Raw genomic sequence first — 24,586 nt, forward strand, 5'->3', positions numbered from 1 at the left:
ATCAAAGGATTGCGAAAAACTCCCTAGATTATCTAGAATGCTTCCTTCTCGCGGGTGTAGCTCAGTGGTAGAGCGTCACGTTGCCAACGTGAAGGTCGTGAGTTCAAGCCTCATCACCCGCTTCTCTTTCCCGGATAACTTACCAAAAGGGTATTCTGTGTCTTCTCGAGATTTTTCTAATGATTTGTTTTCTATAAAAATAGAAGAAAACCCAGGCTGTGTTGTGTCAGCAAAAGTCCAAGCCAATCCTGCGGTTACGCAAAGATGTCATAAAGAAGCTCTCAAGACCGTTAAAAAAAGCGTTGTCCTCCCAGGCTTCCGTAAGGGGAAAGCTCCGGACAACATTGTTGAGTCTCGCTACTCAGTCCAGGTAGAACAGGAGCTTCGACGTTTGTTACTTCGAGCTTCTTTTGAAGCCCTTTCCCAAATGTGCGATAGAAAGCCTTTGTCTCCAAGAGCTGTTCGCTCTTCTGCTATTGACTCCTGTAGTGCAACAGAGGGGAGCGTGGTTTCTTTCTCTTATGAAGCTTTCCCTGTGATCCCTTCTCTTCCATGGGAACAGTTAAGTTTACCAGATTTAGAGCCTGTACAAGAAATTTCTGATGAAGATTTAGAAAAAGGTTTACAGAATGTTGCTTATTTCTTTGCAACAAAAACACCTGTTACGAGACCTTCACAAGAAGGAGATTTTATCTCCCTGTCTTTACATGTGTCTAAGAAAGGAGATGTGAACTCTGTTCCAGCGGCTATTTTTGAAAACAAATATTTCAAAATTAGCGAAGAAGACATGACAGACGAGTTTAAAGCAAAGTTTTTAAACGTATCTACAGGCCATCGTGTAGAGGAGGAAATCAGATCCGAGGACATTCAAGCTTTTCTAAATGGAGATCTTCTTACTTTTACCGTGAATGCTGTTATTGAAATTTCATCTCCAGAAATGGATGATGAAAAAGCTCGACAGCTCCAGGCAGAATCTCTAGAGGATTTGAAGAGCAAGCTTCGTATACAGCTGGAAAATCAGGCTAAGGAAGCTCAACACCAAAAACGATTGTCTGCAACAGAGGATGCTTTAGCTCAACTTGTAGATTTTGATTTACCGCAAAGCCTGTTACAGGAGCGAGAAGAACTTCTTTCCAGAGAAAAACTATTAAATGCTCGCTTAGTCAAATATTGCTCAGATGAGGAATTGGAAAAACAAAAACAAGTTTTGTTGGAAGAGGCAAAAGCAGACGCAAGAAAAGCTATTAAACTTCTCTTCCTGACACAAAAAGTTTTCTCAGAGAAAGGGCTGTCTATTTCAAGAGAAGAACTTCAACAGATGATGGATATCTGTTCAAGAGAGCGTTTTGGATCACATCCTCCGAAAGACATTTCTAACGAGGTAATTCAAGAATTAGTTCTCGCTGCCCGTGATCGATTGACTTACCACAAAGCAATCGAAGCGGTGTCATCTATGAAAAAAGATTTGGAGATCATCCCCTCTTAGTTTTTGATCGCAGGAAAACGCTTGACCCAAGAGAGACTTAAACATAGAATTCATCATTTTGATGCGTAGGTATATTTTTAATTAGATAGGATCTTTTCTTCTAGGGTTAAGAGTAGAATAGCATACGCACACCTGTAACCAAATGATTTGAGAGGAAGCATACATATGACGTTGGTACCATACGTTGTTGAAGACACGGGTCGCGGCGAACGAGCTATGGACATATATTCTCGGCTGCTCAAGGATCGTATAGTCATGATTGGGCAAGAAATTACTGAGCCCTTAGCTAACACGGTCATAGCCCAGCTTCTGTTTCTGATGTCTGAAGATCCCTCGAAAGACATTCAAATTTTTATCAATTCTCCAGGGGGATACATTACAGCAGGTCTAGCTATTTACGATACTATTCGTTTCCTTGGGTGTGATGTTAATACGTATTGTATTGGACAAGCAGCTTCTATGGGAGCATTACTTCTCTCTGCGGGAACAAAAGGGAAACGTTATGCTCTGCCTCATAGTCGTATGATGATTCACCAGCCGTCCGGAGGAATTATTGGGACTTCCGCAGATATTCAACTTCAAGCGGCAGAAATTTTAACATTGAAAAGACATCTTGCCAACATTCTTGCAGAATGTACTGGTCAACCTGTGGAAAAAATTATTGAAGACTCGGAACGTGACTTCTTTATGGGAGCGGAAGAGGCTATCGCTTATGGTTTAATAGATAAAGTGGTCTCTTCTGCGAAAGAGACGAAAGATAAGAACATTGTGTCTTAGAGAATTATTATGACAAAAAAAAATCTTGCGGTCTGTTCTTTTTGTGGACGATCTGAGAAAGATGTTGAGAAACTGATTGCTGGGCCTTCAGTTTACATTTGTGATTATTGTATCAAGCTGTGTTCCGGGATCCTGGATAAGAATCCAGCTCCTGTAGCACAAGAAACCTCAACATCTTCTACGACCTCCCAGATGAACCTGAAAGTTTTAACCCCAAAAAAAATCAAACAGCACATCGATTCTTATGTCATTGGACAAGAGCGAGCGAAAAAAACTATCTCTGTTGCTGTCTATAACCATTACAAGCGCATTCGTGCCCTTATGCAGGATAAGCAAGTAAGTTATGGAAAATCCAACGTATTATTACTAGGACCAACAGGATCAGGGAAGACTTTAATTGCTAAAACGTTAGCAAAAATTTTAGATGTCCCCTTCACTATTGCTGATGCAACAACCCTGACAGAAGCAGGTTATGTAGGAGAGGATGTAGAAAATATCGTCTTACGACTTCTTCAAGCAGCAGACTATGATGTTGCCCGCGCAGAGCGCGGAATCATCTATATCGATGAGATTGATAAAATTGGTCGTACAACTGCCAATGTATCCATCACGCGAGATGTCTCTGGAGAAGGAGTTCAGCAAGCTTTATTGAAAATCATAGAAGGTACGGTTGCGAATATTCCCCCTAAAGGAGGAAGAAAACATCCCAATCAGGAATATATTCGTGTAAATACAGAAAATATTCTTTTCATCGTGGGGGGAGCTTTTGTCAATTTGGACAAAATCATTGCTAAACGACTTGGAAGGACGACTATAGGATTTTCTGAAGAAACAGATCTTGTTGTAACCAACCGCGATCATCTTCTTGCTAAAGTAGAAACAGAAGACTTAATTGCGTTTGGGATGATCCCTGAATTTATCGGTCGATTTAATTGCATTGTTAATTGTGAAGAACTCACTTTAGATGAGCTTGTTGAGATTCTTACAGAACCCGCTAATGCTATTGTTAAACAATACACAGAACTATTTGAAGAAGAAAACGTCAAGTTAATCTTCGAAAAAGAAGCTCTTTATGCTATAGCCCAGAAAGCAAAACAAGCTAAAACAGGAGCTCGAGCCTTAGGAATGATTTTGGAAAATCTTCTTAGGGATCTCATGTTCGAAGTTCCTTCCGATCCTACGGTGGAAGCTATTCGGATAGAGGAAGATACGATTACGCAAAATAAACCGCCTGTAATCATCCAAAAATCTCCTGAAGCTATTGCTTAACTGTTAGGAATTGCATGACCCAATCCACTCTGGAAGCCGCCAAAAAAATCGTTCGTAAATTACGTAATGCTGGATATCAGGCGTATTTCGTTGGAGGGAGTGTCCGGGATATGCTCTTAGAACGTCCTATTGAAGAAGTGGATATAGCAACGAATGCTTCTCCCACAATTGTGACAACTATATTCCCAGACACCTTGTCCATCGGAGCTGCTTTCGGTATCATTGCCGTAAAAGAGAATGGACAGTTGTTTGAGGTAGCTACCTTCCGAAGCGATGAAGATTATGAGGATGGTCGTCATCCTAATCGTGTTGTCTTTGCTTCTATGAAAGACGATGCTATTCGAAGAGATTTTACAATCAATGGTATGTATTATGATCCTTTCGAAGAAAAGCTTTTTGATTTGGTAGAAGGGAAAGTAGACCTAGAAAGAAAAGTAGTTCGAGCAATTGGCCATCCTAAACAAAGATTTTTAGAAGACAAACTCCGTATTCTTAGAGCAATTCGCTTTGCCGCAACATTGGGATTTTCTTTAGACCCACAGACAGAGCTCGCAATTATTAAAGAAGCTCCAACTCTTACGAGTTCTGTATCTCCAGAGAGAATTTGGCAAGAACTCAAAAAAATGCTTCGTAAGGCACCTTATGAATCTCTTCAGTTACTTATCAAACTGAAAGTCCTGACCGTCATCTTCCCAGAGTTGAAAGTCTTTCCTAAGGGAGCTTTATATTCTACTATTGCTTTTGCGAAAAAAATCCAGGATCCTCACACCCCTGAAATTGCTTTTTTGCTTCCTTTGTTCCAAGAGGTGAAAAAAGAAGATGGGATAGCGGCTTTCTCCCGCTTAAAAGTATCTAATAAAGAACTTGGATTACTGGAAGATTGGTATGAAGCCCTTCCTCAATTCCGAGCAAAGCGAAATGACAAGGTATTTTGGGCACATTTTTTTGCCTCCCACTCCTCTTCTCTGCTTCTCTCTCTCTTCCTAGCATTGCAACAATCTCCCCAAGAGCAAGAAGTATTTATTACTAGGGTACACGATCTTAAAACCCGTTTATCTCTCTTCATAGAAAGAATTCAAACGGGTTCCCCTCTCGTTTCCGCACCAGATCTAATGGCCAAAGGAATTGCTCCAGGACGATTGCTTGGTGAGCTTCTTAGAGAAGCCGAAGCTCTATCTATAGAGTATGAATGCTCAGACAAAGAAAAAATTTTATCTTTACTGAAAAATCAAGGATTTTGGAAATAGTCCTCCTCAGAAATGATAAAACCTTCTTAAATAGTTTATTTTATTCCTTTAGATTTAATTTTTTACTCTTTATCATTCTTCCCTAATTATTCAACTCTGGATTAATAGAACCTGTTTATGCATGTAGCTATTTTAGGAAGACCTAATGTTGGGAAATCTTCTCTTTTCAATCGTTTATGTAAACGCTCTTTGGCAATCGTGAACTCTCAAGAAGGGACTACGCGAGATCGCTTGTACGGAGAAATTCGAGCTTGGGATTCTATTATCCATGTTATCGATACTGGTGGGGTAGATCAAAAATCCACAGATCGGTTCCAAAAACAAATTCATCAACAAGCATTGGTAGCTGCTGAAGAAGCTGCTGTTCTTTTGCTTGTAGTAGATATTCGATGTGGCATCACGCACCAAGATGAAGAACTTGCTAAGCGCCTTCTCCCTTTAAACAAACCGTTAATTCTTGTGATGAACAAAGCGGATTCTCAACAAGATTTGCAACGCATTCATGAATTTTATGGCTTAGGGATCTCTGAGATGATTGCTACCTCAGCCAGCCACGACAAGTATATTGATGTACTGTTAGATCGTATCCGTCAGGTAGCACAGATTCCTGTTTCTTCTGTAGAACAACAGGATGATATCCAAGAGAATATATCTTTAACTAAAGAATCAGCTGTATCCTTGCATACTTTTGCAGACGAGATTCTTTTCAAAAACGAATCGTTATCTGAAGAAGAGGCCTCTTTCTTAGAAGAATTAGTCTCACAAACAGCAACGCCTCCCCCTGTAGATCGCCCATTGAAAGTTGCTTTGATCGGACATCCTAATGTTGGGAAATCTTCTATCATTAATGCTCTTCTTAAGGAAGACCGTTGTATAACAGATAATTCTCCTGGAACCACACGAGATAACGTTGATGTTGCTTATACATATAACAACAAAGAGTACGTTTTTATAGATACTGCAGGCTTAAGAAAAGCCAAAAGCATTAAAAATTCTGTAGAATGGATGTCTTCTTCTCGAACAGAGAAAGCGATTTCCCGAGCAGATATCTGTTTGCTGGTAATAGATGCTACGCAAAAACTCTCATATCAAGATAAGCGCATCCTTTCGATGATTGCAAGGTATAAAAAACCTCATGTTATTCTCGTGAATAAATGGGATTTAATGTTTGGCGTTCGGATGGAGCATTATATTCAAGATTTACGACAAGTAGATCCTTACATAGGGCAAGCCCGAATTCTGTGCATTTCAGCAAAAGAGCGCCGCAATCTTTCACACATCTTTTCAGCGATCGAGGATGTCTATACTATTGCAACAACAAAACTTTCGACCTCGCTGGTTAATAAAATACTCGCATCTGCTATGCAAAGACATCATCCTCAAGTGATTAATGGCAAACGCTTACGCATTTACTATGCAATTCATAAGATAGTAACGCCATTTACCTTCTTACTGTTTATTAACTCTCATACGTTGCTCACGAAAGCTTATGAGTTGTATTTAAGAAACACTTTAAAATCTGCTTTTAATTTATACGGAATTCCTTTTGATTTAGAATACAAAGCAAAACCTTCTAGAAAATCAAATTAATTTGTAAAAAAATAAAAATCTTTTATTAGAAATAATAAAAACTAAAGTTAGTTATTTCTTGGAGATTTTAATCCCTATGCACTACGAACTATACGATGAATCCCAATCGGACGATAAATTAGACTTAGATCTTCTCATCTGCGAGTCAGATAAGACCAAACCATTAGATGTTTATCATGAGACGGGCGTATATATAGAAGAAGATGATAAAGAAAATGGGGATCTGCTGATTGTATTAGGAGAATCTGTATTGAATGGCGTTATTCGCCAATTTTATATTAGCGACCAGAATTACGCATACACCCGTAGTTATTATCAAGGTCGTTGGGAGAGCTGGTTTAATATTCCTCCTAAAAAAATTACCACCACTGAATATAACTTTGACACTCTCCTTCAACCCGATCTATTACTCACAACGGACGTAAAAAAGCTTATCAATGCTCCTGAAAAGTTTCCTTCTCAAAATGCTCACTTAGACAACATGATCATCTGTATGACTACTTTGAATAGAGAGCATCGAGTGCAATTTTTAATAGGAGAAGACCACCGCTCGTTTTGGATTCGTCATCATGACGGGAAAATCTGGTCTAAGTGGACGACTTTTGTGTAATCAATAGCCTGTTTTTATCCCACAATCCTTCTAAAAGAAAAAAAGGCAATCCCCTCTATTAAGAAGATTGCCTTAAGAATCCTAAGATTCTTCTTCTCCGATAATCGTTAGCTCCATAGGTCGGAAGTTATCGTGATTATGGAAAGCGGTTGCTACAGTGGGAATTGCATTATCAGGGCGATCACTTCGTGTTAATGACAACTCTAAAGCAAATAAGTGTTTGACTATAGCGATACGAATATCACGAATTAGCCCCTCAAATAGTAGGAAGGACTCATTCTTAAACTCGATGAGAGGATCTTTCTGTCCAATAGAACGTAGCCCAACTTCAGAACGAAGTAAATCCATATCTACTAAATGTATTTTCCATTCCTCATCAATGTGCGAAATGATCACAGAACGAAGAATATCACTGCAGATACCTTCTGCGTTAGATGCAGATCCTATGACCTCTGTAAACTCCGCAAGCATGGAAGAAAACTTAGTCTCAAAAGCTTCTAACAACAAGCCCTCTATATAATGGGCAACAGCATCCACATCTCCAAGCCGATGAATTTCCTGATCATCTAGTTTTACAGGGAAGGAATAACTCAACCACTCTTCTATTTTGGGGAGAGAACAATGATCCGCGTGAGCATCTTTTAAAATTAAAAAGGCCAAAACTAAAGCGACATGCTCTATTTGCTCTCGAGCAACCACAAACAAATCTTCTGCCTGAAGAACTTCATTCCGGAAAGCATAAATTGTTTGACGCTGTTTATTCATTACGTCATCATACTCTAAAGTATGTTTACGTATGGTATAATTACGCCCTTCCACACGCTTCTGTGCAGTCTCAATTAACCTATCAAACATAGGATCAGACATCGCCTCTCCTTCTGGAGGACGGAAATGACGAATTAATGTATTCAGTTTAGGAGAAGCAAAAAGCCGCATTAGTCGGTCTTCGAAAGAAAGGAAAAATTTAGCAGCTCCAGGATCGCCTAGACGTGCACAACGGCCTCTTAACTGTCTATCAATACGTCGCGATTGATGTCGAGAGGTTCCTATGACATATAGTCCTCCCGCAGCTACAGCTGCCTCATCCAATTTAATGTCTGTTCCCCGACCAGCCATATTCGTAGCGACCGTTACAGCTCCTACCTTTCCAGCTCCAGCAATAATCTCTGCCTCTTGAGCATGATTTTTTGCATTAAGCACGGTATGATGAATGCGATTTTGACGCAAAATACGGGATAATTTTTCGGAGACTTCTACAGACTCTGTTCCTATCAAAATAGGTTTACCAGAACGATGCGCAGAAACGATCTCCGCAACGATAGCTTGATACTTCTCTCGCTCCGTCATATAAAACGCATCATTGTAGTCGATGCGCAAGCAAGGTTTAAATGTGGGAACTTGCAAAACATATAGATTGTAGATCTCTTTAAACTCTCGCGACTCTGTGATTGCTGTTCCGGTCATCCCCGCAAGTTTCTCATACAATCTGAAAAAGTTTTGCAACGTGACCGTTGCGAATGTCTGAGATTCTTTACGTATCGTTACCTGTTCTTTTGCTTCGATAGCTTGATGCAATCCTTCTGAAAAACGACGCCCTGGCTGAGGACGGCCCGTATGCTCATCGATGATCACAATCTGATCGTCTCGAACAATATAATCGATATCTTTCTCCATAAGCAAATGCGCTCGTAGTAGCTGCCGCAATCCATGAGCTCTTGCTTTTCTCTGTGTATCTTTTTCAGAAACTGCAATTTTACGATTTAATTTTTCTTCAGGGGAGAGCGTCGAGTCCTCTTCTATCAAAGCGTACTCATGCCCCATATCCATCATAATAAAATCATCCGCAGAGCCCCCGAGCTTTTCAATCCACTGCTGCATTCCTTTATCGGTCAACTCAAAATCGTTATTGTGTTCATCAACAACGATATATAAAGAAGATAACTTCTCTAGACATTCTTCTTTATTCTGCTCTGCATGATAAAAAACGTCCCATTTATCGATCATGGCACGAAGATCTGGATGCTCTCGCACACGACGCAATACACGGTTAAGAGGCATTCCCTTGCTTACCAGCCATAAAGACCGACAAGCTTCTGAAATTTCTTCTACAACCTTCCTATCCTTAGGGAGTACATCTGTCCCTAAAAAAGGATCAAGATATTTCCTTGCTTCGGCTGCAACCTGGTTACACATTTCTCTTTGAAAATACACCAAGTCAGCAACACGATCTTTTAACTCAAAATAAACAGGATTATGTTTCTCTCCAGGGCCAGAAATGATGAGAGGCGTTCTTGCCTCATCGATCAACACAGAATCAACTTCGTCAATAATAGCGAAATAAAAACCGCGCCCGACCTGTTCCTCTTTCCGTGTAGCGATTGAATTATCCCGCAGATAGTCAAATCCAAATTCTGAAGCTGTTCCATAAACGACATCGCATTGGTAGATTGCTTTTCGTTTTTCTGGAGGGATGCCAGAAATTAGAACGCCTGTTGTCAAGCCAAGCCAACGTAAAACAGAGCCCACCCACTCACAGTCTCGTTGTGCCAAGTAATCATTGACTGTTACAAGATGAACGGGCTTACCAGTCAGTGCGTTTAGATAGAGCGGCATAACCGCAGTCAAAGTCTTTCCCTCTCCTGTCTGCATCTCAGTGATAAAGCCCTTATGCATAGCGATAGCACCGAGAATTTGAACATCATAAGGAACCATGTCCCATTGCTGATGGTACCCAGAAACCTCAACTGGAGTTCCAGCTAAACGACGGCACACATTTTTCACAACTCCATAAGCTTCTGGAAGAAGCTCATCCAAAGACTCCCCTTCTTGATACCGTTTTTTCAATTGGGGAGTCTTCTGACGAAGCTCATCGTCAGATAATGACGAGAGATTCTGATCACAAGCATTCACCTCTTCGACTAACTTCTGAAATCGTTTTAATATTCTCTCCTGAGAAGATCCGAAAAAACGCTTAAGGAAATCCATCATAGTTCAATACATACTTTTGAAAAGATCCCTCTCTCGTCTAAAGGCGCCTATACGACGAAGAAGATTCTTTTCTATTTCTTTTTGATAATTATCTTTTTATACACAAAATCTCTCAAAGAGAAGGCCTCTCGAGAGAGAAGAAATCCGTGCATTCAAGCACATTCTAGACTTTCCTAGAGAAAAAGAAAACAAAAAGCACTCACGTGATACGGAGGCTAAACCCCTATGTTAGGCTAACTTAAAAAAAGAACTTTTTAGGCCGCCAGTAATAAAGAAACTTCTACAATATGCTGCTGATCAATAGGAAGTTTTTGTCGCAAGTTCTTCAGGATCTGAGAACGCCGCTCTCGTTCCTGAGGAGTGGTATCACGCTCCGCTAAAATAGCTTGAATATCATAGGCAACATCAAAATTTCCTTCTCGAGCTTCACAAGCACTTAATAGCTCAAGCACTTCCGGAGATCGCTTAATCCGTAATGCTCTCTTGGCATAAGCTATCCCATCTTGAGCAGAAATCATCGTAGCATATCCGACACCAGCCAACCAGGCAAGTGCTTTGCAAGCAACAAGACAATCAGGCGTTTTTTGGATAACACGCAAATACACCTTTTCTGCTTCAGAATATTTTTTCAAATGACATAAAGCTAAGCCATAATGGACACAGCAGTTCCAATCCTCAGTATAACTTTGACAACGGAAAGCCAGTGTCCAACAGTGCTCAGCAAGTTGATAATCTTTCTGATCTGCAGCAGCAAGAGCTGCGTATCTCATCATTAACGCATCGCCACGAACCCACAATTCACTATTTTGGTAAATCAGTAGAGCTTTTTTTGAATTTCCAAGTTTATGCTCGCATAAACCGATATTGAACATAGCCTCGTCTTTATAGATAGGCTCGCTCAACAATTCTCTAAAAAGCATACCAGCATCGACATAATGCCCACAAATGCGCAAAGAATGCGCTAAATTATATACAACGTCGACAGGGCAAAGCCCTAGAGATCTTGCCCGACGATAGAAATCGATGGCCTCCGCGTAACGCTTCGTAGCGAAATGAATATGCCCTACGCTGATATAAATCTCTTGATGAGCGAGAGGGCCTATCCAAGGTTCCACTATCCGACAAGCAAGATCCACCTCTCCAAGATACACGAGAGAGATAGTATATCGAGCAACTTCACACTCTTCTAACAACTCAGAAGGAAGAAGCGAAAAAGCGTGGGCGGCTTCTTTATAAGCACCATGCCGAAACGCTTTATGTGCGACTTCTAAGAAAAAATAAGAGCCAGATAATTTTAATCTCTTTGCTTCTCCTAAAAGTTTTTCTGCTTCTTCGAAACGTTCTAACTCACGGAGAATCCGGATATATTTAAACAAATACTTCCGTCTATACTTACGCTTCTTTAGGATGGGAGCTAGATATTTTTCTGCAACGGCCCACTCCTTTAGACCCATGTTTAAACGCACATCGCGCATCACCTGATTCACGTGACTGCGAAAGCAGACAACATGTCTATAAGCTTTAAAGACTAAAGCCATCGCCAAGCAAGTCAGTGATATCCATGCTACGATTAGCCACATAATGCGCAACTTTTGAGTTTTCTCTCTCTTGCAATACCAAAAAAAACGTTTTAAGTCTTTATTTTTATGAAGAGAACCGCTTTCCTAACGATTCTCCCATCCGACAACGGGTTTCTAACCCTTGAGCGGAATGCTGAACCAAGTCTGCATCAAAAGTAATGCGTTGTGGCTGAAACAATAGAACAATTGTCGACCCCCCGAATGCAAAAAACCCTTTCTCCTCCCCTCTTCTTACGAAAGAACCAGAAGAAAAGGTTTGATTTATAGATCCGACATTTAAAGCTCCAACCTCTATGTAAGCAACTTTACCGAATTCCTTAGAGTCAATCAATGTAACCTCTCGCTTGTTTTCTATAAAAATTGCTAAATTCCTTTTTAGCATGAGAGGATGTACAGAAAATAAATAACCATTGATACGTTTAGATTCTCCTACGACCCCTTCAACAGGGAAATGAAATCGGTGATAATCGAAAGGAGCTAGTCTAGCAATCACCATGCTTCCCTTTGCATATTCACTAGCTAACTGCTTATCTTGTAAAAAATTTTCTAATGAAAAAATTCTATGTTTAATAGTGAATGTGGAGACCTCCTCTATGGAGGGGAAAACGAAATAGGCCCCATCAGCAGGAGTACAACATATTTCTTTGTCCCTCAAAATAGGTCGTGCTTCGAGCTTAAGCTTTCGTATAAAAAAATCATTAAACGATGTGTACTTGTGGAGAGGGAGCAACCATTCCTCTTCGCGAAGATGATATTTTTCCACAAAAGACTTGATGAACCATCTACTTACTCCTAGCCTTTGCAATCTTCCCACTATCCTTGAAAACCAACTGTTCTTACATAGGCAGGCGTACACCGCCCTTCCTATTCTGTTTTCAAGAAAATATTGCATAAGGGAAGAACACAAGACGGGTTCTTTCTCTAAAAGTCCCGTTTCACGATTGATGTACCAAATTTCCTGTCCTGCCATGCTTTCTCCTGCTCTGCCCCCAGCTTACCAATCCTTCTATTTCAAAGCGCAACGAGTATAAAGAAGATCCTTTTTCTCAAAAACACAAACTCCTCTTCCACCCTATAGCCCTCCTTGCTTAGAAAGATCTTCCAAAAGTATAATGGTCTCTTTGTTTAGCCAGAAGGCTTCTATTTATGCTTCAAAATGATACGATTGCAGCCATCGCAACTCCTCCCGGAGAGGGTAGTATTGCTATTGTTCGCGTCTCCGGTCCCAAAGCTGTTTCCATTTCCAATCAAATTTTTTCTGGTAATATTGCAGGCTATGCTTCGCATACAGCTCACCTGGGCATCGCGTCTCAAAATGGAATTTGTATAGATCAAGCGCTAGTCTTAGTGATGCGCGCTCCTCGCTCGTTTACAGGAGAAGATATTGTGGAATTCCAGTGCCATGGAGGGTATTTTGCGTGTTCTCAAATTTTAAATGCTTTATTAGAAGCGGGAGCTCGCGCTGCTCTACCTGGAGAATTCTCACAGCGAGCCTTTTTAAATGGGAAAATCGATCTCATTCAAGCAGAAGCTATCCAACAACTCATTTCAGCAGACAATATCGATGCCTTTCGCATAGCACAAAATCAGTTTCAAGGGCATACCTCGCAAGCTATCTCTTCAATCTCTTCTTTAATCATAGAAGCGCTAGCCTATCTGGAAGTTTTGGCCGATTTCCCCGAAGAAGGGATTGAGGCAGAGCATGCTCTGCCTCAAAATAAAATCAAAGAAGCTTTTGCACTTACACAAGAGCTTCTTTCTAGTTTTGATGAAGGGCAACGCCTTGCTCAAGGCACGAGTTTAGTCTTAGCAGGGCTTCCCAATGCGGGGAAATCCTCTATCCTAAATGCTCTTACTCAAAAAAATCGTGCTATTGTTACAGACATCCCAGGAACTACTCGCGATATTTTAGAAGAAAGCTGGGTATTACAAGGGAAAAACCTACGTCTTATTGATTCTGCAGGACTTCGAGATACAGAAAATCCGATCGAGAAAGAGGGTATTGAGCGTGCTCGACAAGCTATGAGTCAAGCAGAAGGAATTCTCTGGGTTATGGACGCTTCACAACCTCTTCCAGAGCTTCCTGAAATCTTGTATCAAAAACCCACAATTCTACTTTGGAACAAATGTGATATCGCAAGCCCCCCCCAATTGGAGGTTCCTTTTCAACAGATCTCTATATCTGCTAAAACGGGAGAAGGTCTTTGTGCATTGAGACAAGCACTGCGAGAATGGCTCCATACAACGGACTTGGGGAAATCTTCTAAGATTTTTTTAGTATCCGCACGCCATCATAGCTTACTGCATAATGTCTATGAATCTTTGATGTCTGCATTGGAAGGATTCAGAACCGATCTTCCTAACGAATGCATTGCCTTAGATCTCCGTCAAGCTTTACATTTTGTAGGAACTTTGTCTGGGGCTGAAATTACTGAAACCGTCTTAGGCGAGATTTTTAGTAAGTTTTGTATTGGGAAATAATCTTTTATGAATAAGCGGAATGCTTTATCCAAACTGTCGTTGATTTTAGATACATTAAATACTTATTTCCCATCCCCAGAAGCTTCTCTAAAAGGATGGCAATCCCCCTTTCAGCTGCTCATTGCTATCCTCCTCTCTGGCAACTCGACAGATAAAGCGGTCAATTCAGTTACACCACGTCTTTTCACAAAGGCCCCGAATGCAGAATTGATGAGCAAACTTTCCTTGGCAGAAATATATTCGCTGATCTCTCCTTGTGGATTAGGAGAAAGGAAAGCTACTTATATACAAGAACTTTCCCGTATTCTTGTAGAACGCTATGCTCAAGAACCACCCCGAACCCTTTCAGAACTCATCAAGCTTCCTGGAGTAGGAAGGAAAACAGCCTCTGTTTTCCTTAGTATTTATTATGGAGAAAATACCTTCCCTGTAGATACGCATATTCTGCGTTTAGCACATCGATGGAAGCTTTCTACGAAACGTAGCCCCTCTGCTGTAGAAAAGGATTTAGTTGCCTTTTTCGGTCCAATGAATTCCCCAAAACTACATCTGCAACTTATCTATTATGCAAGAGAATTCTGTCCAGCTCTTCACCACAAAGTAGAAACCTGTCCCATCTGCTCCCGCTTGGCTCAATATCCAGACTAACGTGCTTCTCTACGGAAAGTCCCATCTCCTGATTCTGAAGGGACGATTTGCCAAAAAGGCTGACGAGGTGGACAACGAAGAATCTCCTCTTTCAGGTAGGCATATACATCGAAATGATAATCGAGAAGCCAGCGCATTAGTAATACCCGCATCATTCTTGCCCAGGCTCGAGGGCTATGGTCTCGAATACTATATAAACTACCAACCTGTTCTGGAGATGTAGGTTTAACTTTTGCATTTAAATGGATATGGTGTTGCACAACATGTAACACCACTTCTGCCAAAAACGCTTGGGTATACAACATATCATGCGGGTATTTCTGAGTAACCCCTTTCCAAGATTCAAAAAGTTTTTTCCCTTCTTGAGAAAAAATGACGCAACCTACAACAAGTTGATCTTCCTCTTCAAAAAGAGACTCCGTAATGATTCCGCCTATAAATGTTTGAAAATCTTCTGGGCTGACTAAATATAAGTCTTTTATCTGCCTAATCGCGTTATGACTACGGGGAGACAAGCTTCTTTTAGACAAAACCTTTTCTTCTAAGAAATAACGCAGAATTTCAAAGCTCACCGAAAGATACATGTCCTGATCGTCCAAAAAAGCTAACAAGACTTCCACGATTGTCTGAGAGGCAGCGTCCTCCTCTACTCTGTCTCGTAATGAGTCTAAAGCTCCTTCTTCTGCATTAGATTTTTGAGGCTGTACATCATGCGTAAAATCCTCCCAAGAGGAAAAATTTCCCTTAGGCTTATGCAGAATAGAACCGGCAACGGAAGCAACTTTTTTTACTGGCCGTTGTCGTTCAAAGAATAAGATACTTTTTAAGCACAACAATTTATTAGCGATGCGTCGTTTTCTAGCCCGCTCTTTTTTTCGAAAAACTCTCGCAAAAAAGGAATTCGAAGGTTGCGCCTGCTTCAAGTAAATATCAATAATAGCAAGTAATCTTGCAGAAATAGCATAGCTTTCGCCTGAGTGAGCGAGAAGCTCACTAATCACTTCTCGCAAAATACTCGAATCTCCTTCTTGATTAGAAGAAAGCTTCTGCTCAAAAGGCACCGCTTCCAGCATCCGCAGCTGCCGATTATACACTAATCTACAAGAAGGATCCCGAATAACTAATTCTAGGATACGTAAATAGTAATCTGTAGGGAAACGAGAATCTAATAGCATAACGAAGTCGAGTCTTTTCGTTTATTCTTCACATAATAGGTATTATTTCACGCTATTTATCCTATTCCTTTCAGAAAATACCTCTAAACGTTTCCAACAGAAGAAGGATCTTTTTCACTGGGAAGAAAAAAGAAATCTTGAACTAATGTGTTAATCATCTGCCTATAAGCTCTTTGGTCATGCATAAAATTCGTGTACAGATGCTCGACATTAGCATTGACAATTTGCACAACAAGATGCTCATTCACAGGAGGAAACACACCTCCTCGACCAACTTTCCCCACAGGAGGAAGAATATCCATCGTGATCAACTCTCCTAGGAGCTCTGAAGTCCGAAATCGAAGAGCGTCTAAAACATTTCTTGCCGCGAAAGGATCCCGTTCTGCCAACCGATCAATCTCACTCGCCAATAACAATGCTTGGGAATAATCCGCCTTCGGATCCTTCTTCTCTAAATTTGTGATCGATTTTAAACACTCAAAAGAGTTTGCATAGTAAGGAGTAGCACATAGTTGTACAAGCCCACGAGAAAACCCTAACATCATATTCTGGGACCAGTCAATCCTAGAACTTAGTATGTGTTCGATATTAGCCTCGACATCATCTAACAACGTTTTACCTACATCGATTACGATAGAATCGTGACTATCCAACCGTTCTTCATATTTCCCATCGACTTTGTCAAAAGAACGAAGCGTGGCCATGCGTAAAAGTAATCCAACCGCAGCAAGTACTTCTAAAGAATCCCGTCTAGCTCCGCAGAAATTAATTCCTGAACGCGTGCAATTCCGATAATAAGCATCTCGTAAAAAATGAAAAATTTTAGCAAAAAAGTCTCGAATACTATTCAAACAAGATGAACTTAATCTTTGACTGCGAGAATCCGTCGAGGAAGGCATTTTCGAATCCTGTAGAATCTTTGTGATTCCTTGTTTCTCTTCTGCTTTTCTCACGTCATAGTTTCCACTGCGTCGCAAGATTCGACGTCTCCAGATGGAAGCTACCGCATTACGAATTCTGCCGAGAAAACCCTGGTGTTGAGGAGACTCTTCTATGCTAATATGCTGCTGAAGATCTTCGTTTACTTTTTCGGAAGAAGTGGTACGGAGAATAGATTCCGAACTCTCTGCAATCACAGATTCAGCATGATTAGAAACACGTTCTTCAAATTCATTCTCTTCTTCGGCCTCTGGAGTTTCTATCTCATCATTCCGAGGCCCAATAGGTCCCTCAGGGCCACCATTTCCTCCGATAGGGCTTAAACTACTCACTATGTGTATTCCTCTTAATAATCGAAAGGATCTGTTGTGCTCTCGCCTCCTTCAAAGAAAAGATCCGAGGCAACAGTAGTTAGAGTTTGTAAATATACCTCCGAATCTGTTTCTAGAGCATAATCTAGTAATTTGCTTATTTCTTGTGCGTTATGTTGGATACTTTGAAGATCGTGCCCATCCTGATCCCCTAAAATAAGCTGTTTCATCTCTTTGTTATCTAGAGCGCTTTTCCCACAATTGCCGATATAATTTAAAATACTGATCGCACTTCCAGGATTAGACTGTTCCGCAGCATCTATCTGCCCAGCTAACGCAATCACATCATCTGCCGTTGGGTCTGCAGGGTCTGCTTCGTCAGAAAAAGTACCTTTGACCGTCTCCATGAATGATCTCAATTGCCCTGGAGGCAGATGTTTCCCTCCTAAAACTAGACAGGAAAGCATCATCAAACCATCTGAATTTTCATTGCTAGCGAGATCTTCTGCCGCCTGCTGCCATAAATCTCTTCCCTGAATACACACTTGACGTGCCCGTTCACTGTTTACTGAAGTTCCTCCAGGAGTAAACATTGCATACCGCATAGATTCATATACACTAGCCTTATACCCAGAAGGAGATTGTCCCTCTAAGCCTTTCAGCTTGTTTTGAATATACGTGGCTATTGTTTGTTTATTTTGTGTACGTATATCTGCTTGAACAATGACCTCGTCTACTTTTTTATCTCCGGTAGAGACAATTGGAGTGGCTCCTTGTCCAGAAAGAGAAGGATGATGAATATCTGAAGCATCTAGGCGTCTCGTTGTTGGGGCGGGGGCATCTCTCGTTCCAGAAAAAAGATTTCTGAATAAATTCATTATACGCACACACAATCCTTGAGGTTCCCCCTGAGAAGAAATTGTATGATCCCCTAGGACTCCACTACTGCTGCTGTTGCTGCTTTGTACGCTATCGCTGTCGCCGTCTCCAGAAGGGGTAATGGGAGGTTGTAACCCATTATTCCCGCCAGTAGATCGAATGCTCATAGATCCTCCGCCAATGCAATATCTTTTACATTCCAACAATCTCCTTTAATTTTAAAATCTTCTTTTTAAGAAAAACAATTAATTTTTATTAAAACAACCTTTTTGATTTTTTAATCAAATAAAAACAACGATTTAAGAATTTTATTTTTTATAAAAGATTCTAACATTTGTTCCTAATGCATCTAGCGTTTAACAGTAGAACCTAACCTACTAGAAATCCTAGTTTCGACTGGGCGATAAAATCTCCGTCCCCGGAAGATATCCTTTCTCTAAAAATTCTAAAGAAGCTCCGCCTCCTGTGGAAACATGGGAAATTTGAGACGTGCACCCTGCAAGAGCAATTACAGCAGCAGCATCACCTCCGCCTACAACAGTCACTGCAGAAGAATGGCTTGCGAGGCGCTGCGCAATTGCTTTCGATCCCTGATCAAAAGGAGGCTCTTCATAAACTCCAACGGGGCCATTCCAAAATATCGTTGCAGAATCTTGAATCACCTGAGAAAATAAAGAAATCGTCTGTGTCCCAATATCGAAACCTGCTAACCCTTCAGGGATGCCATCCCCTATAGACATTTCTGTCCAATCCTCTCCAGTTTCACAGCGCTTAGCAACTTTAGCATCCACAGGAAGATAGATCTTTACTCCTAAAGCCTGCGCTCGCTCCAATACCTTTTTCGCTAGAGGAATACCAGACTCTTCAACTAAAGAATCCCCAACCTGACGATGCATTGCTTTTAGAAAAGTATAGCCCATACCTCCAGCTAAAATGAGATTATCTACTCGAGAGAGGAGAGATTCTATCACTCCTATCTTAGAAGAAACCTTAGCTCCTCCTAGAATCGCAGTAAAAGGACGCTTAGGATCTACCAACAGATTCTGGCCTAAAAATTCGAGTTCTCTTTCCATCAGGAATCCCGCTGCAGCATGCCCAGGGAACATCTGCGGAACTCGATACACTGAAGCATGCTTGCGGTGAGAGGTTCCGAAAGCATCATTCACATAAAAATCTGCATACGCAGCGAGCTCAACAGCAAAACCGGGATCTTCATCAGGATGCTCCTCTCCTCTATGGAAACGTACATTTTCTAGAAGAAGCACCCTTCCTGGAGATAGTTGCGCAACGGCCTGCCGTGCAACTTCTCCAACACAATCCGGAGACAGAGGAACGTGATGCCCTAAGTATCTCTCTAATACTTGAACAACAGGAGCCAAAGAATAAGCTTCTTCAAATACGCCTCCCTTAGGGCGACCTAAATGACTCACTAAAATAACAGCAGCATCTCTTTTAAGTAGATAATCGATCGTGGGCATTGCACTACGAATACGCACATCGTCTAAAATCTTCCCATCTTTAATAGGAACATTAAAATCTACACGAACCAGTACCTTTTTCCCCTCGGGAGAAATCTCTCTTATCGATAATTTATCCATGCTCATCCGATCTTTAACCTAAAATTCCTTATAGCGCCTAAGCAACGGAAAACTCAAGCCTTTATCAAAGCTACATATAAAGAACTTCTAGAGAAAAAATGTAATGACCCTAAACCCGGGGACTCACATTTAACGGAACACAGCACGTAGTAACGAGAAAAACATAATAGAAAGAGCAGCTCCTGCAGGAAGCGTAACAAACCAAGACAGCACAATATCTTTGATAATTCGTAAATTAATGGCTTGTAAACCTCTGGCTAATCCTATACCTAGAACCGATCCGACTACGACATGTGTCGTTGATATCGGGAATCCGAAAGCAGAAGCTACGGCAATTGTGATAGCGGAACTCATCCCTACAGAAAACCCTCGTGATGGCGTGAGCTCTGTAATTTTTTTCCCAATAGTGTCAATCACTCGCCATCCCCAGGTTGCTAATCCACAGACTAAGCCAAATCCTCCCAAAGACATAAAAATAAATAACACTTTTGAAGAATAATTTTGCGGATACAGGGTTCGATAGATACCAGCGACGGGTGCTATCGCATTAGCAACGTCATTGGATCCATGAGCAAACGCCATAAAGCATGCAATAATAATCTGTAAGTAAGCAAAAATTCTTTCAACGACAAGATACTTTCGTCCGTAACCAGTGTTTTTAGATAGTAAGCGATCCAGCAATGTTCCAGGAACAATGCTTGGGGGAAGCATAGCCAACTTGAAAAAATGCATTCCCCATATTGTAAAAAAGAAAGCGAATATAGCTAACCCACAAACAATACGAAAAGCTATAGGAAACGAAACTAACCGAGAAATAGCTCCGCCGAGAATAAGGATCAAACCTAATGAAAAAATAATTAGCGCTGATAAAAATGGAGCAATGCGCACCATTGCAGAAACAGGATCTTCTTTATAAAGGATAGCTTTACGAATAAAGGAGAAGATTAGGAAAGCAAAATATCCTCCGATAATGGGAGAGATCAACCAACTAACGAAAACTCTACCGCAAGAATTCCAGTAGATAACAGCATCTTCTCTGAGAACAAGACCAAATCCCAGAACAGCTCCGACGACGGCATGCGTCGTCGACACTGGCCATCCGAAAAAAGAGGCTATTTGCAACCAAACTCCGGTGGCGAAAAGGGCCGCAGCCATTCCAAAGATATAATCTTGAGAAGATAAGACCAGATCAGAAGGAGCTACCAAACCACTCTCTATGGTATCGATAACCCGATCTCCCAACAATACCGCTCCAAGAAATTCAAAAATGGCAGCAACGACAACGACTTGTCTTAAAGTGAGTACTCCAGCCCCTACACTCGGCCCCACAGCATTCGCTACATCATTAGCACCTATGTTCCAGGCTGTGTAGAATCCGCCCACAACTACACAAATCAGCAGCAACCACATGCCTACTTCTCTTCTAGTGTCATACTCACTCGATAGGCTAGCTTCTCGGAATTATTGGATATTCCCGCTACCCTTTTAATAATTTGCATCCATAAAACAAAATCTTTTGTTCCGATAGCAAACTCTTCGGAGAAGAATATCTTCATTAATTCCTTCTGCAATACGTCGCATTCATGCTCAAGATTCGATACCTCACTCACCAAGGTGCGAGTCTTTTCTGCTCGACTTCCCCCGAAGGAAGATTCCAAAAGCCGATCTATCTCTCGTATTGTTTTCGCAACAGCTTCGAAAGACTCCAGAGTTTTCTGCAAAAATTCAAAAAATAATTCTTCAAACTCTGGATAAAACCGTAGCTCTTTCACTGTCAACAAAATTGCGACATCTTCTGCGTTATCAGCTAAGGAATCTTGTATCGAAATAATTTCCAACATAGCAAGACGGGGCACAGGAATGAACACCCCTGACGTAAGATGTTTTCTTACATCATTTTTCATACCGTCCGCTTGTCGCTCTTTCGAAGAAATGAGCTTTGCTAATGCTTCGACTCTCTCATAATCACCCTCCCTAAGAGCACTAAAAAGAGGAAGAAGAATACTCACACTAGAAGAAACAAGCTCTATATGTGCCTGCAAAGGAGCGAAAGGAGACTGGCCGAATAAACTTGCTAGAACCTGCATAAAAGCCTTTTTCATTGTCTTCGAGAAAATGCTCTTCGTAATATATTCTCTTCCCATATATAATTGCAATCTGGAATGTCTTAAGGCTTGCTACTTTGTCTCTTTTTGATGTTTCAGGATTTTTCTTCTCTAGAGAATCCCTTCCTAGAAACTAGTAGGAGATACATAGCTATGCGTGCTCAGCCTCTTCTCCAAGTTCAAAATCTTTCTGTATCTCTGACTAAAAATGGGGTGTCGTTTCCTGTTGTTGAATCGCTCTCTTTCAATGTTTTCCCTGGACAAACTTTAGCAATCATTGGAGAATCTGGATCAGGTAAATCTGTCACTGCGCAATCTCTTATGCAGCTTCTCCCCGAAGAACATTTCTCTTGTTCTGGGACAGCTCTCTTTTGTGGAGAAAACCTGCTTGATCGGAAAAATACGACTTCGAAATCACTATTCGGATCGAAAATCGCCATGATTTTTCAGAATCCACTCGCCTCTTTCGATCCCGTATTCACTATCGAACAACAATTTCATGAAATGATCCACACGCATCTGGATTTAACAAGGAAAATTGCACATGAGCGCATTCTAGGGGTACTACGAGAAACAGGCTTTCAAGATCCTGAACGCTGTATGAAATTATATCCTCATGAACTCTCTGGAGGAATGCTTCAACGCATGGCCATAGCTATGACCTTACTGACATCTCCTGAGCTATTAATAGCAGATGAACCTACAACTGCTTTAGATGTCTCTGTGCAATACCAAATTTTACAACTTCTTAAAACTTTGCAGAAAAAAACAGGGATGAGTCTTCTCGTAATCACTCACGACATGGGAGTCGTTGCAGAAATGGCAGACGATGTCTTTGTCTTATACGCAGGTCGTATGGCGGAATACTCTTCTGTACAAAAGATCTTTCATTCTCCTATGCACCCCTATACTGAGGATCTTTTAGCCTCTCGTCCTTCTCAGTATAAGAAACAAAGCTTCATCCCTATTTCGGGACATCCGCCACACTACACACGCCTCCCCGAAGGGTGCTGTTATTCTCCTCGTTGCCGTAAAGCTCTTCCGATCTGTTTCAAACAGCCTCCAAAAACGACATCTTTAAACGATCATCATCATGTGAGGTGCTGGTTATATGAATAATCCTAGTTTACTCCAAGCGAGTCGCTTGACAAAGCATTATTACAAGAGGTCTTTCTGGTTTCAAAAAAAAAAGATCGCTGCGACACCTCTGAATAATGTTTCCTTTATTATTCCTAAACACAAAATCGTTGGTCTGATAGGAGAGTCTGGATCAGGTAAGACCACGTTAGCTTTAGGGCTTGCAGGCCTTATTCCTTTGACATCGGGGTATCTTACGCTCAATGATAAACCCATCCCTTTACACAATAAGCAAGGACGTCAATACCTGAGTTCGCAGGTACGCATGGTATTTCAAAATCCACGTTCATCTTTAAACCCTCGTAAAACGATTTTTGATGCCCTAAGCCACTCTTTATTATATCATCGTTTAGTTTCTAAAGAAGAACTAGCAACTACTGTAGAAAGAGCCCTTTCCTTAGTAGGTATCTCTACAGATTATCTATATGTGTATCCACATCAGTTATCTGGAGGACAGCTGCAACGGATTTCTATTGCTAGAGCTTTATTGGGAGCTCCCCAATTAATTATTTGTGATGAAATCGTTTCTGCCTTGGATCTTTCTATGCAGGCTCAGATCCTCAATATGCTGACCTCGCTGCAACAGCAAGCTCGGCTGACTTACTTATTCATCTCACATGATCTTGCCGTCGTCCGTTCATTCTGCACAGATCTACTCATCATGTACAAAGGACAACTTGTAGAAACGGGGCCCACAGAAGATATCTTTTGTCATCCTCAGCATCCGTATACACGAATGCTCCTTCATTCGCAATTGCCAGAGTTCCCTGAAGATCGTCGTGACTTGCATCTTCCTCTAACAACAGATGAGTCTTTTCAGATTCCAAAGGATAATCTTACAAAATAGCTTCTGAAGAAGGTGTGGTCAACGCCTTCTCTAAAGCTTCTAATGCCTCTTCTCCCTCTACAAAAAATGACACACATATCCGTTTCCCTTGAGGCTTGACTATCACAGGGTAGCCAGTCGTGGTTGCTAATCGTTCTTGGTATAAGCTTAAACGAGAAGAGGTTTGGGGAATCTCTTTTTTACAAGTATTTTCTTTGCCTTCTACTAAACGCTTAGCCTCCATTTCTGCTTCGCGAACGGCTAGCTTACAAGAGATGATCTTCTGGCTAAGAATCTTTCTTAAATTGTCATCTTCTAAAGATAAAATGACTTTAGCATGGCCTAGAGTCAACTCCCCAGACGAGATTTTTTCTTGAATCTCTTTAGAAAGAGAAAATAAACGCAGATAGTTTGCTACTGTTGAACGTTTCTTTCCCACTTTATGAGCCACTTTATCTTGAGTGAGACCAAAAACGACAATCAGTCGTTTGAAAGCCTCTGCCATTTCCAAAGGATTCAAGTTCACCCTTTGAATGTTTTCTATTAAAGTTGCTTCCGCAGCGATATCATCAGCTAAAACCGGTTTCACAACTACAGGAATCGTTTTATATCCTGCTAATTGAAGAGCGCGCCAACGGCGCTCTCCTGCTATTAACTCATAATATAATATTTTATCTCCGTTACGGATCTCCCTCACTACTGGAGGATGAATCAACCCTACAGCCTTTATAGAAAGGATCAACTCTTTTAGATCTTCTTCAAGGAATATACGTCTAGGCTGAAAAGGACTGACCCGAACATCTTCTATATTGACTTCTAACAGCGTATCTTCACTAGGTAATCTATTCACAATATTTTCCTAATTCAAAAACTCAAGATACAAAATCCCACAATCCAAATCAAGTTGGAGAAGCTAGCCATATATCCCACTTACATATAC

Annotated in this window: 20 protein-coding genes and 1 tRNA gene; 11 read left to right on the top strand and 10 right to left on the bottom strand. The window is 41.0% G+C overall.

Annotated elements, in window-relative coordinates; translation table 11 throughout:
* Positions 1-50 precede the first annotated feature (50 nt).
* The 7 genes from IJ490_RS03225 (at position 51) to IJ490_RS03255 (ending at position 6,979) form a co-directional block, all read left to right on the top strand.
* Positions 51-122: transfer RNA gene (locus IJ490_RS03225), tRNA-Gly, on the top strand.
* A gap of 35 nt (positions 123-157) precedes the next feature.
* A complete protein-coding gene (gene tig / locus IJ490_RS03230) occupies positions 158-1,486 on the top strand; it encodes a trigger factor (protein ID WP_291893910.1) in 1,329 nt (442 codons plus the stop codon).
* Positions 1,487-1,651: 165 nt separating this feature from the next.
* Positions 1,652-2,263: an ATP-dependent Clp protease proteolytic subunit gene (locus tag IJ490_RS03235; RefSeq protein WP_291893913.1), complete on the top strand. Its 612-nt coding sequence runs from the start codon at positions 1,652-1,654 to the stop codon at positions 2,261-2,263.
* Between the two features lie 9 nt (positions 2,264-2,272).
* The gene (gene clpX / locus IJ490_RS03240) at positions 2,273-3,532 is read left to right on the top strand and encodes an ATP-dependent Clp protease ATP-binding subunit ClpX (protein WP_291893917.1); all 1,260 of its coding nucleotides are present in this window, start codon (positions 2,273-2,275) and stop codon (positions 3,530-3,532) included.
* 14 nt (positions 3,533-3,546) lie between these two features.
* Complete coding sequence (locus IJ490_RS03245; protein ID WP_291893921.1) at positions 3,547-4,779, top strand: CCA tRNA nucleotidyltransferase; 1,233 nt, start codon at positions 3,547-3,549, stop codon at positions 4,777-4,779.
* Positions 4,780-4,896: 117 nt separating this feature from the next.
* Entirely contained in the window at positions 4,897-6,369 is a 1,473-nt protein-coding gene (gene der, locus IJ490_RS03250; protein ID WP_291893924.1) for a ribosome biogenesis GTPase Der, read from the top strand.
* A gap of 76 nt (positions 6,370-6,445) precedes the next feature.
* Positions 6,446-6,979, top strand: a complete 534-nt coding sequence (locus IJ490_RS03255; protein ID WP_291893926.1) for a hypothetical protein — start codon at positions 6,446-6,448, stop codon at positions 6,977-6,979.
* A gap of 81 nt (positions 6,980-7,060) precedes the next feature.
* Here the strand turns inward: IJ490_RS03255 and secA are convergent, their stop codons facing one another.
* From secA to IJ490_RS03270, 3 genes are all read right to left on the bottom strand, one after another.
* Complete coding sequence (secA, locus tag IJ490_RS03260) at positions 7,061-9,967, bottom strand: preprotein translocase subunit SecA (RefSeq protein WP_291893930.1); 2,907 nt, start codon at positions 9,965-9,967, stop codon at positions 7,061-7,063.
* 254 nt (positions 9,968-10,221) lie between these two features.
* Entirely contained in the window at positions 10,222-11,547 is a 1,326-nt protein-coding gene (locus IJ490_RS03265; RefSeq protein ID WP_291893933.1) for a hypothetical protein, read from the bottom strand.
* A gap of 64 nt (positions 11,548-11,611) precedes the next feature.
* Positions 11,612-12,517 carry a phosphatidylserine decarboxylase gene (locus IJ490_RS03270; protein ID WP_291893936.1) on the bottom strand — a complete coding sequence of 302 codons (906 nt, stop codon included), beginning with the start codon at positions 12,515-12,517 and terminating at the stop codon, positions 11,612-11,614.
* A 176-nt stretch (positions 12,518-12,693) separates the two neighbouring features.
* Between IJ490_RS03270 and mnmE the strand changes: the two genes are divergently transcribed.
* Together mnmE and nth are read left to right on the top strand one after the other, a co-directional pair.
* Positions 12,694-14,028, top strand: a complete 1,335-nt coding sequence (mnmE, locus tag IJ490_RS03275; RefSeq protein ID WP_291893938.1) for a tRNA uridine-5-carboxymethylaminomethyl(34) synthesis GTPase MnmE — start codon at positions 12,694-12,696, stop codon at positions 14,026-14,028.
* Positions 14,029-14,034: 6 nt separating this feature from the next.
* A complete protein-coding gene (nth, locus tag IJ490_RS03280; protein ID WP_291893941.1) occupies positions 14,035-14,676 on the top strand; it encodes an endonuclease III in 642 nt (213 codons plus the stop codon).
* Here the strand turns inward: nth and IJ490_RS03285 are convergent.
* The 6 genes from IJ490_RS03285 to IJ490_RS03310 form a co-directional block, all read right to left on the bottom strand.
* On the bottom strand, positions 14,673-15,851 hold the full coding sequence (locus IJ490_RS03285) for a hypothetical protein (protein ID WP_291893944.1): 1,179 nt from the start codon (positions 15,849-15,851) through the stop codon (positions 14,673-14,675). The genes nth and IJ490_RS03285 overlap by 4 nt on opposite strands.
* 83 nt (positions 15,852-15,934) lie before the next feature.
* Positions 15,935-17,122, bottom strand: a complete 1,188-nt coding sequence (locus tag IJ490_RS03290; RefSeq protein ID WP_291893946.1) for a hypothetical protein — start codon at positions 17,120-17,122, stop codon at positions 15,935-15,937.
* Between the two features lie 14 nt (positions 17,123-17,136).
* Positions 17,137-18,183: a hypothetical protein gene (locus IJ490_RS03295; protein ID WP_291893949.1), complete on the bottom strand. Its 1,047-nt coding sequence runs from the start codon at positions 18,181-18,183 to the stop codon at positions 17,137-17,139.
* 183 nt (positions 18,184-18,366) lie between these two features.
* The gene (locus IJ490_RS03300) at positions 18,367-19,578 is read right to left on the bottom strand and encodes a phosphoglycerate kinase (RefSeq protein ID WP_291894691.1); all 1,212 of its coding nucleotides are present in this window, start codon (positions 19,576-19,578) and stop codon (positions 18,367-18,369) included.
* Between the two features lie 129 nt (positions 19,579-19,707).
* Positions 19,708-20,988 carry an inorganic phosphate transporter gene (locus IJ490_RS03305; RefSeq protein WP_291893952.1) on the bottom strand — a complete coding sequence of 427 codons (1,281 nt, stop codon included), beginning with the start codon at positions 20,986-20,988 and terminating at the stop codon, positions 19,708-19,710.
* A gap of 2 nt (positions 20,989-20,990) precedes the next feature.
* Positions 20,991-21,665, bottom strand: a complete 675-nt coding sequence (locus IJ490_RS03310; RefSeq protein ID WP_291894694.1) for a TIGR00153 family protein — start codon at positions 21,663-21,665, stop codon at positions 20,991-20,993.
* 171 nt (positions 21,666-21,836) lie between these two features.
* Between IJ490_RS03310 and IJ490_RS03315 the strand changes: the two genes are divergently transcribed.
* Positions 21,837-22,802 (top strand): ABC transporter ATP-binding protein, encoded by a 966-nt coding sequence (locus IJ490_RS03315; RefSeq protein WP_291893955.1) that lies wholly within the window; start codon positions 21,837-21,839, stop codon positions 22,800-22,802.
* Positions 22,795-23,667 (top strand): ATP-binding cassette domain-containing protein, encoded by an 873-nt coding sequence (locus IJ490_RS03320; protein ID WP_291893958.1) that lies wholly within the window; start codon positions 22,795-22,797, stop codon positions 23,665-23,667. Before IJ490_RS03315 ends, IJ490_RS03320 begins: the two co-directional genes overlap by 8 nt.
* Here the strand turns inward: IJ490_RS03320 and IJ490_RS03325 are convergent.
* Positions 23,657-24,496 (bottom strand): ParB/RepB/Spo0J family partition protein, encoded by an 840-nt coding sequence (locus IJ490_RS03325; RefSeq protein ID WP_291893961.1) that lies wholly within the window; start codon positions 24,494-24,496, stop codon positions 23,657-23,659. The genes IJ490_RS03320 and IJ490_RS03325 overlap by 11 nt on opposite strands.
* Positions 24,497-24,586 lie beyond the last annotated feature (90 nt).

It is taken from the genome of Chlamydia sp. (assembly GCF_017472245.1).
Lineage (GTDB): Bacteria > Chlamydiota > Chlamydiia > Chlamydiales > Chlamydiaceae > Chlamydia.